Source organism: uncultured Caulobacter sp., assembly GCF_947036865.1.
Taxonomy (GTDB): Bacteria; Pseudomonadota; Alphaproteobacteria; order Caulobacterales; family Caulobacteraceae; genus Caulobacter.
On sequence record NZ_CAMQSF010000075.1, the window covers coordinates 1 to 9,101 of the forward strand.

Consider the following 9,101-nt stretch of genomic DNA (forward strand, 5'->3'; position numbering starts at 1 on the left):
GCTTCGTTCAAGCCCGCCTCCGGGTGAACAACCTTCATAGCTTCGACAGCTAGGCCGCCTCGAACCCAATCGACTTCAGGTCCTTGAGGAAGCGCACGAGGCTGACGTGCGAGCGCTTGAGGCCCTGCACCACTTCCGGTCGGGCGAGCGCCGAATGCGGCACGATGAAGCCTTCGCGGCCGACGCGCTGGCACATGCCCTTGTCCAGCATCTCGACGAAGCGGCGACGCACGGTCTCATAGGGCAGGCCCAGCGAGTCGGCGACCTGACGAACGGTCAGGGGGCGACGCTCGTGATCGGGCGGAATGTCGTTGACGTCCGAATAGACGCCGCCGCGGATGTGGGAGCAGTTCCCGGCCCAAAGCGTGGTGAAGACCAGGGCGTACAGGAGATCGGACCCGTGAACCTCGGTGGCGATCTCGACCCAGCGCAGGATGTAATCGGTGGCGTAGCGACTGGCGGCGCGCGCGTTGGCGTACTCATCGGACATTTGTGATTCGGTTCCCCCCCGGGCCATGTCTGTCGCCAGACATGAAAAGGATTGCATGGCTTAGGGAAGGACGCCGCGCGGCCAAGTTGCCCACAATGGGTACCCTGATCGGGCATCCGCGACCGGTTGTCGCAGTGAAGCTTGGGGCGTCAGGGCCTCGAGGGACGCCAGTCGGGCGGCGCCATCTCGAAGCCCTCGAAGCGGAAGCCGGGCGCGACGGTGCAGCCGACCAGGGTCCACGCGCCGAGGCTGACGGCGGTCTGCCACCAGCCCGTCGGGACGATCACCTGCGGCCGGCAGCCGGCGCGCAGGTCGGGGCCCAGGACGTGGGCCTCGGCGCCCTGGCCGTCGGGCGGAGACAGCGTCAGCGAGATCGGCGCGCCGGCGTACCAGTGCCAGGTCTCGACCGCGTCGACGCGGTGCCACACCGAGACCTGATCGGCCTCGAGCAGGAAGTAGATGCAGGTCGACTTGGCGCGGCCGTCGGGACCCGGTTCGTCCTGGAAGGTCTGGCGGTACCAGCCGCCCTCGGGATGCGGCGCCAGCCCCAGCATCCGCACGATTTCCTTGGCGCCGAGGTCGCCGGCGAGGCCGATCGGATCGCCGCTCATCCCTTGAAGCCGTCCTTGGCGGCGCGGATCTCGGCGAAGGCCTGGGCCGGCGAGGCGGCGGCGGGCCGCAGCAGCGGCGCGCGCAGGAAGGGGTTGGTCGCCTTTTCGGTCGCCAGCACCGTCGGCACCGTCGACTCTCCCCGTTCGCGGGCCGCGAAGATGGCCTCCGCGCGGGCCTTCAGGCCAGGGTCATCGTCGACGGACAGGGCGAAGCGGGCGTTCGAGGCCGTGTATTCGTGGGCGCAGTAGAGCGTCGTCGCGTCCGGCAGGGCCGTCAGGCGCGACAGCGAGTCCCACATCTGTTCGGCCGTGCCCTCGAACAGGCGGCCGCAGCCCAGGGCGAAAAGGGTGTCGCCGACGAAGGCGATGGCGTCCTCGGCGTCGTGATAGGCGATGTGGCCCAGGGTGTGGCCGCCGGTGTCGATCACCTGGAACCGCGTCTCGCCCAGCATGACCTCGTCGCCGCCGACCACCGCGCGGTCCAGCGGCGCGATGCGGGTGACCTCGGCCGGACCGACGATGCTCGCGCCGGTGGCGGCCTTCAGCGCCTCGTTGCCGCCCGCGTGGTCGGGGTGCCAATGGGTGTTGAGGATCAGGTCCAGGCTCCAGCCGAGGCGCGCGAGCTCGGCCAGGATGGCGTTGGCGTCGGGCGTGTCGATCGTGGCGACCCGGCCGCTGGCCTCGTCGCGGGCCAGAAAGCCGTAGTTGTCGGCGAGGCAGGGGAACTGGTGGACGGTCAGGGCCATGGGCGGGTGCTCTATCGCGCCGCCGTCGGCGCGCCTACAAGGATGGCCGTTACGCCCGGGAGACTCAATGCGCCGCGACGTGCTTGACCTCAGAGCCTTCTACGCCGCCCCGCTGGGCCGGGCGGCGCGGACCATGCTGAGCCGCAAGGTGGCCGAAGCCTGGGGCGACACCCGCGATCTCGACGTTCTGGGCGTCGGCTACGCCACGCCGTTCCTGGACGCCGCGCGGAGCGGCGCCCGCCGGGTCGTGGCCGCCATGCCCGCCCAGCAGGGGGTCGAGGTCTGGCCCCACGGCGGGCGGAACCTGACCTGCCTGGTCGAGGAGACCTCGCTGCCCCTGCCCAACGCCCTGTTCGACCGCGTCCTGGCCGTTCACGCCCTCGAGGAGGCCGACGACCCGGCCGCCCTGCTGGCGGAGATCGGCCGCGTGATGGCCCCGACCGGCCGGCTGATCGTCGCGGCCTCGTCGCGCGACGGCGTCTGGACCGGCGCGGAGAAGACGCCGTTCGGCCACGGCCGGCCCTACAGTCGCGGCCAGCTGGAGAGCCTGATTCGCGAGGCCGGGCTGGAACCCGCCGGATGGACCCGGGCGCTCTACGCGCCGCCGGTCGAGGCGATGGCCCGGTGGGCCGAGGGCTTCGAACAGGTCGGGGCGCGCCTCTGGCCGCGCTTCGCGGGGGTGATCCTTATGGAGGCCGTCAAGCAGACCTTCGCGGTCAAACCCCGAGGCCACCGGGCTCGCGCGCGCGTTTTCGCGCCGGGCGTCCTGCTGCCGGCGCCGGCGGGACCGACCCCCGCGCGGCATTCCGGCGAGCACGCGGCGCCCGTTCGACAGGCGCCGAGCGCCCGAGACGTCTGATCTGACTTGGAGCGAAGCGCGCGGACGCCTAGCTTGGAGTCGTAACAACCGTTCGTCCGCGGGAGCCGCGCCATGAAGATGATCGTCGCCGTGATCAAGCCCAGCCGCCTGGACGCCGTCCTCGAGGCGGTCACCGAGGCGGGCGCGTCGGGCCTGACGGTGACCGAGGTGCGGGGCTATGGCCGCCAGAAGGGCAAGACCGAGGTCTATCGCGGCGCCGAGTACGAGGTGAAGCTGCTGCCCAAGGTCAAGCTGGAGATCGCCGTGCCGACCGACGTGCTGGAGCCGGTGATCGAGGCCCTGCAGCGCACCGCCAACACCGGCAAGATCGGCGATGGCAAGGTGTTCGTCATGGACCTGGAGCAGGCGCTGCGCATCCGCACCGGCGAGCGCGACGCGGCCGCCATCGCCGGTTAAGCCAAGACCGCCGTCGGAGCGGAGCCATAGGACGCGCCCGAGCGTTGTTGAGGGTCTCACGGCTTCAGGGGCGACATGGATCCGAACACCTCCGTCTTCCAACCGGGGCGAAACTGCTGGCGGGTGGAGCCCGCCGATCGCGTGGCGCTGTTCATCGACAACGACGAGGCGTTCGACGCGCTCAAGCCGCTGCTGCTGACGGCGCGCAAGTCGATCTGGATCCTGGCCTGGGTGTTCGACCCCCTGACGCGCCTCGATCCCGACCGGGTGCGCAAGAGCAAAGACCCCGCCTCGGCCGACCGCATCGGCCTGATCCTGCGGCGACAGGCGGCGCTGAACCCGGCGCTGGACGTTCGGGTGCTGACCTGGGACATGCCGTTCCCGATCGCCGCCTCGCAGCTGTTCGGGCCGCATCGCGGCGCGGCCTTCTTCGCCGGCTCGCGCGTCAAGTACCGCCTCGACGCCACCTTGCCGGCCAGCGCCTGCCATCACCAGAAGGCGGTGATCATCGACGGCGTCACGGCCCTGGTCAGCGGCGGCGACATCGGCGTCGATCGCTGGGATGACCGCCGGCACCTCGACGACAATCCCCTGCGCCGCCTGCCCACCGGCCGCCACTACCCGCCCCGGCACGAGGTGGCGATGCTGGTCGACGGCCGGGCCGGCGAGGCGATGGCCGATCTGTTCGTCGATCGCTGGACGGCCTCGGGCGGCGAGGCGATCGCGCGCCCGGAGCGCCCCCTGGAGACGCCCTGGCCCGCCGGCCTGCTGCCCGACCTGCGGCGCGCGTCCATCGCGGTGGCCCGCACCTCGCCCGAGTGGCGCGAGCGGCCGGAGATCACCGAATGCCTGCTGCTGCACCTGTCGGCGATCCGTCGCGCCCGGCGGCTGATCTATCTGGAGAACCAGTACCTGACCTCGCCGGTCATCGTCGAAGCCCTGGCCGAACGGCTGGCCGAGCCCGACGGGCCCGAGGTGGTCACGATCGGTCCGGCGCGCAGTCCCAGCTATTTCGACCAGATGACCATGGACAGCGCCCGGACCTCGGCGATCAACCGCCTGCGGGCCGTCGACGTCCACAAGCGCTTCTCGGCCTTCTCGGCCCATACGCCCAAGGGCGGGCCGATCATCGTCCATTCCAAGGTGACGATCATCGACGACGTCCTGCTGCGGATCGGCAGCGCCAATCTCAACAACCGCTCCATCGGCCTCGACAGCGAGTGCGATCTGGCGGTCGAGGCCCGGTCCGATCTGGAGCGCGAGACGGTTCGCGCCTTCCTTGGCCGGCTCGTGGGCCATTTCATCGATCGCTCGGCCATCGACGTCCTGGAGGCGATGGAGCGGGAAGGGGGCCTGGCCGCCGCCATCAACGCCCTCGACGTCAGCGGCGGCCCGCCGCGCCGGCTGCGGCCCGTGCCGGTCCGCGCGCTGAACGGCGTGCAGAAGTTCATCGCCGACTGGAGCCTGGGCGACGCCATCGCGCCGGACGACGCTTGGCGGCCGTGGGGCCGCCGCAAGCGGCTGAAGCGCGATATCGCCCGCCTTACCGCGCCGCCGCCGGCGCCGCCGGAGCATCTGCGGCCATGACCTCCAGCTCGACCACCAGCGGCAGGTGGTCCGAGGCCAAGCGGGCGCGCGCGTCGTAGGGCGAGCTGACGGCGCGCGTCTCCAGGCCCTTGGTCAGAAAGACGTGGTCGATCCGCATGAACGGGAAGCTGGACGGAAAGGTCGCGGTGGCCGGCCGGGGCCAGGCCGGGCTGGGGGCCTGGGCGTCGCGCAGGGCCGTCCGCAGCATCCGATAGGTCGCCGAATAGGGCGTGGCGTTGAAGTCGCCCAGCACCACGCCGGGCGCCACCCAGCCATCGTCGCCCATCCAGTCGGGACCCAGCAGGGCGGCGGCCTGGCGCTGCTGCTCCTGCGGCACGAGCCCGAGGTGGGTGTTGATGATCTGGACCTTGGCGTCGCCAACCTCGACCTCGACCCACAGGGCGCCGCGCGGCTCCAGCCCCGGCACGCGCTTGTAGAGCGGCAGGCCCTGGGCCTTGATCCGGCGCTCGGGCAAGGCGGTCAGGATGGCGTCGCCGTAGAGCTCCTCCTCGACGGTCATGGCCGGATGGAAGTGGAAGCTCATCTTCAGCAGCTCGGCCAGCCGGTGGGCCTGGTCGACGCCGCGGGTGCGGGCGCGGCGGACGTCCAGCTCCTGCAGGGCCACGACGTCCGGACGTTCGGCCGCGATGACCTCGGCCACACGCTCGACATCGAGCTTGCGGTCCGCGCCCACGCAGCGGTGGACGTTGTAGGTCATCAGACGAAGCGTCGTCATCCGGCGAAGAGATCGTCCGAGACGGACGGAAGTTCCCCGATCGGCGCCGCGCCGTTGCGGCTGAGCATGAAGAGGCAGGTCTCGGCGCGCCAGTTCTCCAGGGCGCCGGTCGGGTTCATCGGCCGGGCCGGACCCTTGCCGGCGAAGGCCGCGCTGGCGTCGACGCGCAGGTTCAGATCGGCCGCCAGGGCGATGAAGTCGGCCAGGGTGCAGAGGTGGATGTTCGGCGTCGACCACCAGGGCATCGGCAGGGCCTTGGTCTCCGGCATCCGCCCCCGGCTCAGCAGCGACCACCGCACCCGCCAGTGGCCGAAATTGGGGAAGGAGACGATAGCGCGGTCGGCGATCCGCAGGAGTTCGTCCAGCACGTGGCGCGGATTGCGGGTCGCCTGCAAGGTCTGGGACAGAACCGCGTAGTCGAACGAACGGTCCGGGAAGTGGTCGAGGTCCTGGTCGGCGTCGCCCTGCACCACCGACAGGCCGCGCGCCATGCAGGCGGCCACCCCCTCGGCGCTGATCTCCAGGCCTCGGCCGTCGATCTGCTTCTCGTGGGCCAAGAGATCGAGCAGCGCGCCCTCGCCGCAGCCGACGTCCAGCACGCGCGAGCCGGGGCGCACCAGGCGCAGGATCTCGCGGAAGTCCTCGCGGATGTGGCTCACGTCAGCCCCCGGTCGCGTTCGGCCGAGCTCAGGAAACCGGCCAGGGCCGCGTCCATGACCGGCTCGTCCAGCAGGAAGGCGTCATGGCCCTTGTCGCTCTCGATCTCGGCGAAGGCCGCGCGGGCGCCCGCCGCGGTCAGGGCGCGGACCAGGTGGCGGTTCTCGGCGGTGGGATAGAGCCAGTCGCTGGAGAAGCTGAGCACGCAGAACCGCACGTGACGCGCGCGGGTGAACGCCTTGGCCAGCACGCCGCCATGGCTGGCGGCGATGTCGAAATAGTCCATCGCCCGGGTGATGTAGAGATAGCTGTTGGCGTCGAACCGGTCGACGAAGCTGGACCCCTGGTGACGCAGGTAGCTCTCGACCTGGAAGTCGGCGTCGAACCCCCACGAGAGACCGTCGCGTTGCAGCTCCCGGCCGAACTTCCGCTGCAGGGCGGGTTCCGACAGATAGGTGATGTGCGCGGCCATCCGCGCGACCGCGAGGCCCTTTTCCGGGCGGACCCCATGGTCGGCATAGGCGCCGCCGCGCCAGTCGGGATCGGCCATGATCGCCTGACGGCCCACCTCGTGGAACGCGATGTTCTGGGCCGAGTGGCGCGAGGCCGAGGCCAGCACCACGGCGCTGAACATCCGCTCCGGATAGTCCACGGCCCATTGCTGGACCTGCATGCCGCCCATCGAGCCGCCGACGACGGCGAACAGGGTCTCGACGCCCAGGGCGGAGACCAGCATGGCCTGGGCGCGCACCATGTCGGCGATGGTGATGACCGGGAAGGACAGGCCGTAGGCCTTGCCCGTGGCGGGATTGATCGAGGCCGGCCCCGTCGAGCCCATGCACCCGCCGATGACGTTCGAGCAGATGATGAAGTGGCGCGCGGGATCCAGCGGCTTGCCGGGTCCGACCAGACGAGGCCACCAGCCGGGCTTTCCCGTCACCGGGTGCGGCGAGGCCACGTACTGGTCCATCGTCAGGGCGTGACAGATGAGGACGGCGTTGGACTTGTCGGCGTTCAGCTGGCCGTAGGTCTGGTAGGCGACCTCGAGACCCTCGATGACGCCCCCGGAATCAAGCCGCAGGGGCGCGTTCGCGGGAAACCGCCAGGTTCCGCCGCCGGCGGACGTGACCAGATCGAGCGCAGCCATGCCGCCTTGGAGCGCTTGGCGAAGAAGGTGTCAACCGCGCGCTTCCTGACAAGGCGACGGACGGCTATGGAGGGCGCATGGAGCGACTGATCCTGATGCGCCACGGCAAGGCCGAGCGGCATGCCGCCAGCGGCGGCGATTTCGAACGCGCCCTGGCCGACAGCGGCCGGGCCGACGCGGCCGTCATGGGGCGGGTGATCGCCGAGGCGGGTCTTCAACCCGATCTCCTGCTGGTGTCCTCGGCGCGCCGCACGCGCGAGACCGCCGAGCAGGTCGCGCCCCGCTTTCCCCGCGCGCGGATCGAGCACCTGCGCGACCTCTATCACGCCGAGGCCGAGGAGATCGTCCAGGCGCTGGAGGACCACGGCGACGCGGCCGCCACGGTGATGGTGGTCGGCCATAACCCCGGGCTCCATGACCTGGCCATCCGCCTGGCCGCGCGGGGCGAGGCCTCGCCCATCCTGAGCAACAGGCTGCGCGGCCGTTTTCCCACCTCGACGACCGTGGTGTTCGCGCTCGACGCGGCGGCGGGCGGCCTCCGATCGCCGAGCCTGGAGCATCTTTTCTACGCGAGCGAGAACGGCGGAGCCGGCGGCGAATGACCCTGATCTACAAGATCCTGTCCCGCGCCGAGTGGGACGCGGCCAAGGCCGCCGGCCAGTTCGACGGCTCGGCCGTCGACCGCGCCGACGGCTTCATCCATTTCTCCGCCGCCGACCAGGCCCAGGAGACCGCCGCCAAGTGGTTCCAGGGGCAGGCGGACCTCGTCCTGCTGGGCGTCGAGGCCGAGGCGCTGGGGTCGTCGCTGAAGTGGGAGGCCTCGCGCGGCGGGGCGCTGTTTCCGCACCTCTATCGCCCGCTGCGGGTCAGCGAGGTTCTGACCGAGGCCGCCCTCGTCCTGGACGCCGACGGCGTCCCCCAGCTGGGCGACCACCTCGCATGATCCCGCACGATCTCGCCGCCCGCGCCCTGCATGCGCTGGATCCGGAGGACGCGCACGGCTGGGCGATCCGGGGGCTGAAGCTGGGCCTCGGGCCGCGCGACAGCGGTCCCGACGATCCGATCCTGTCCGTGAACCTGGCGGGCCTGGACCTGCCCAACTGCGTGGGCCTGGCCGCGGGCTTCGACAAGAACGCCGAGGTTCCGGACGCCATGCTGGCCGCCGGCTTCGGCTTCGTCGAGGCCGGTACGGTGACGCCGCTGGCCCAGGCCGGCAATCCGCGCCCGCGCCTCTTCCGCCTGACCGAGGACCGGGCGGTGATCAACCGCATGGGCTTCAACAACGAGGGCCTCGAACCCTTCGCCCGCCGGCTTTCGGCCCGGCGCGGCCGGGGCGGCGTCGCGGGGGCCAATATCGGGGCCAACAAGGACGCGGCCGACCGGGTGCGGGACTATGTCGCCGGCCTCACGCGGCTGTGGGGGCTTTGCGACTATTTCACCGTCAACATCTCCTCGCCCAACACGCCCGGCCTGCGCGCCTTGCAGACCAAGGCGGCGCTGGAGGACCTGCTGGGCCGGCTCTCCGAAACCCGCGAGGCCCTGAGGATCTCGTCCGGTCGCGACCATCCCGTCTTCCTGAAGGTCGCGCCCGACCTGGAGGACGGCGAGGTCGAGGCCATCGTCGACACGGTCGTCCAGGCGGGGCTCGACGCGATCATCGTCAGCAACACCACGATCGACCGCCCGTCGACCCTGAGCTCGGCCTTGGCCAAGGAGGGCGGCGGCCTGTCGGGCGCGCCGCTGCTGGCGCCGTCGACGGCGGTGCTGCGGCGCTTCCACGCCGCCGGCGGCGGCCGCGTGGCGCTGATCGGCGCGGGCGGCGTGGCCAGCGGCGCGGACGCCTACGCCAAG

The 9,101-nt window shown here is 71.2% G+C and carries 12 protein-coding genes; 6 read left to right on the forward strand and 6 right to left on the reverse strand.

The window, feature by feature from the left end; translation table 11 throughout:
- Positions 1-49: 49 nt before the first annotated feature.
- The 3 genes from Q0V34_RS20090 to gloB all read right to left on the reverse strand — a co-directional run bounded on the left by Q0V34_RS20090 (position 50) and on the right by gloB (position 1,847).
- On the reverse strand, positions 50-490 hold the full coding sequence (locus Q0V34_RS20090; protein WP_297515967.1) for a hypothetical protein: 441 nt from the start codon (positions 488-490) through the stop codon (positions 50-52).
- Between the two features lie 149 nt (positions 491-639).
- Positions 640-1,101 carry a cupin domain-containing protein gene (locus Q0V34_RS20095; RefSeq protein ID WP_297515970.1) on the reverse strand — a complete coding sequence of 154 codons (462 nt, stop codon included), beginning with the start codon at positions 1,099-1,101 and terminating at the stop codon, positions 640-642.
- Positions 1,098-1,847 carry a hydroxyacylglutathione hydrolase gene (gloB, locus tag Q0V34_RS20100; protein ID WP_297515973.1) on the reverse strand — a complete coding sequence of 250 codons (750 nt, stop codon included), beginning with the start codon at positions 1,845-1,847 and terminating at the stop codon, positions 1,098-1,100. Before gloB ends, Q0V34_RS20095 begins: the two co-directional genes overlap by 4 nt.
- Positions 1,848-1,914: 67 nt before the next feature.
- Here gloB and Q0V34_RS20105 point away from each other — a divergent pair, with 67 nt between their 5' ends.
- From Q0V34_RS20105 to Q0V34_RS20115, 3 genes are all read left to right on the forward strand, one after another.
- Positions 1,915-2,706, forward strand: a complete 792-nt coding sequence (locus Q0V34_RS20105) for a class I SAM-dependent methyltransferase (protein WP_297515976.1) — start codon at positions 1,915-1,917, stop codon at positions 2,704-2,706.
- Positions 2,707-2,778: 72 nt separating this feature from the next.
- A complete protein-coding gene (locus tag Q0V34_RS20110; RefSeq protein WP_010918409.1) occupies positions 2,779-3,123 on the forward strand; it encodes a P-II family nitrogen regulator in 345 nt (114 codons plus the stop codon).
- A 75-nt stretch (positions 3,124-3,198) separates the two neighbouring features.
- A complete protein-coding gene (locus Q0V34_RS20115) occupies positions 3,199-4,710 on the forward strand; it encodes a phospholipase D-like domain-containing protein (RefSeq protein ID WP_297515983.1) in 1,512 nt (503 codons plus the stop codon).
- Here Q0V34_RS20115 and Q0V34_RS20120 read toward each other — a convergent pair.
- The 3 genes from Q0V34_RS20120 to Q0V34_RS20130 are packed head-to-tail and all read right to left on the reverse strand — an operon-like array spanning position 4,667 to position 7,250.
- Positions 4,667-5,446 carry an endonuclease/exonuclease/phosphatase family protein gene (locus tag Q0V34_RS20120; RefSeq protein ID WP_297515986.1) on the reverse strand — a complete coding sequence of 260 codons (780 nt, stop codon included), beginning with the start codon at positions 5,444-5,446 and terminating at the stop codon, positions 4,667-4,669. The genes Q0V34_RS20115 and Q0V34_RS20120 overlap by 44 nt on opposite strands.
- On the reverse strand, positions 5,443-6,105 hold the full coding sequence (gene metW, locus Q0V34_RS20125) for a methionine biosynthesis protein MetW (protein ID WP_297515987.1): 663 nt from the start codon (positions 6,103-6,105) through the stop codon (positions 5,443-5,445). The genes Q0V34_RS20120 and metW overlap by 4 nt, the downstream gene beginning before the upstream one ends.
- Positions 6,102-7,250 carry a homoserine O-acetyltransferase gene (locus Q0V34_RS20130; protein ID WP_297515989.1) on the reverse strand — a complete coding sequence of 383 codons (1,149 nt, stop codon included), beginning with the start codon at positions 7,248-7,250 and terminating at the stop codon, positions 6,102-6,104. Before Q0V34_RS20130 ends, metW begins: the two co-directional genes overlap by 4 nt.
- Positions 7,251-7,327: 77 nt before the next feature.
- Here Q0V34_RS20130 and Q0V34_RS20135 point away from each other — a divergent pair, with 77 nt between their 5' ends.
- The 3 genes from Q0V34_RS20135 to Q0V34_RS20145 form a co-directional block, all read left to right on the forward strand.
- Positions 7,328-7,852 carry a histidine phosphatase family protein gene (locus Q0V34_RS20135; RefSeq protein ID WP_297515992.1) on the forward strand — a complete coding sequence of 175 codons (525 nt, stop codon included), beginning with the start codon at positions 7,328-7,330 and terminating at the stop codon, positions 7,850-7,852.
- Positions 7,849-8,193 (forward strand): DUF952 domain-containing protein, encoded by a 345-nt coding sequence (locus Q0V34_RS20140; RefSeq protein ID WP_297515995.1) that lies wholly within the window; start codon positions 7,849-7,851, stop codon positions 8,191-8,193. Before Q0V34_RS20135 ends, Q0V34_RS20140 begins: the two co-directional genes overlap by 4 nt.
- Positions 8,190-9,101: quinone-dependent dihydroorotate dehydrogenase (locus Q0V34_RS20145; protein ID WP_297515998.1), on the forward strand; the 912-nt coding region annotated here is incomplete at its 3' end. The genes Q0V34_RS20140 and Q0V34_RS20145, both read left to right, overlap by 4 nt.

Bases quoted from the DNA above. Each gene is read 5' to 3' on its own strand.
- Q0V34_RS20135 (WP_297515992.1), top strand. From the start codon at position 7,328: ATGGAGCGACTGATCCTGATGCGCCACGGCAAGGCCGAGCGGCATGCC.
- Q0V34_RS20140 (WP_297515995.1), top strand. From the start codon at position 7,849: ATGACCCTGATCTACAAGATCCTGTCCCGCGCCGAGTGGGACGCGGCC.
- gloB (WP_297515973.1), bottom strand. From the start codon at position 1,847: ATGGCCCTGACCGTCCACCAGTTCCCCTGCCTCGCCGACAACTACGGC.
- Q0V34_RS20130 (WP_297515989.1), bottom strand. From the start codon at position 7,250: ATGGCTGCGCTCGATCTGGTCACGTCCGCCGGCGGCGGAACCTGGCGG.
- Q0V34_RS20090 (WP_297515967.1), bottom strand. From the start codon at position 490: ATGTCCGATGAGTACGCCAACGCGCGCGCCGCCAGTCGCTACGCCACC.
- Q0V34_RS20095 (WP_297515970.1), bottom strand. From the start codon at position 1,101: ATGAGCGGCGATCCGATCGGCCTCGCCGGCGACCTCGGCGCCAAGGAA.
- Q0V34_RS20115 (WP_297515983.1), top strand. From the start codon at position 3,199: ATGGATCCGAACACCTCCGTCTTCCAACCGGGGCGAAACTGCTGGCGG.
- Q0V34_RS20105 (WP_297515976.1), top strand. From the start codon at position 1,915: ATGCGCCGCGACGTGCTTGACCTCAGAGCCTTCTACGCCGCCCCGCTG.
- Q0V34_RS20110 (WP_010918409.1), top strand. From the start codon at position 2,779: ATGAAGATGATCGTCGCCGTGATCAAGCCCAGCCGCCTGGACGCCGTC.
- Q0V34_RS20120 (WP_297515986.1), bottom strand. From the start codon at position 5,446: ATGACGACGCTTCGTCTGATGACCTACAACGTCCACCGCTGCGTGGGC.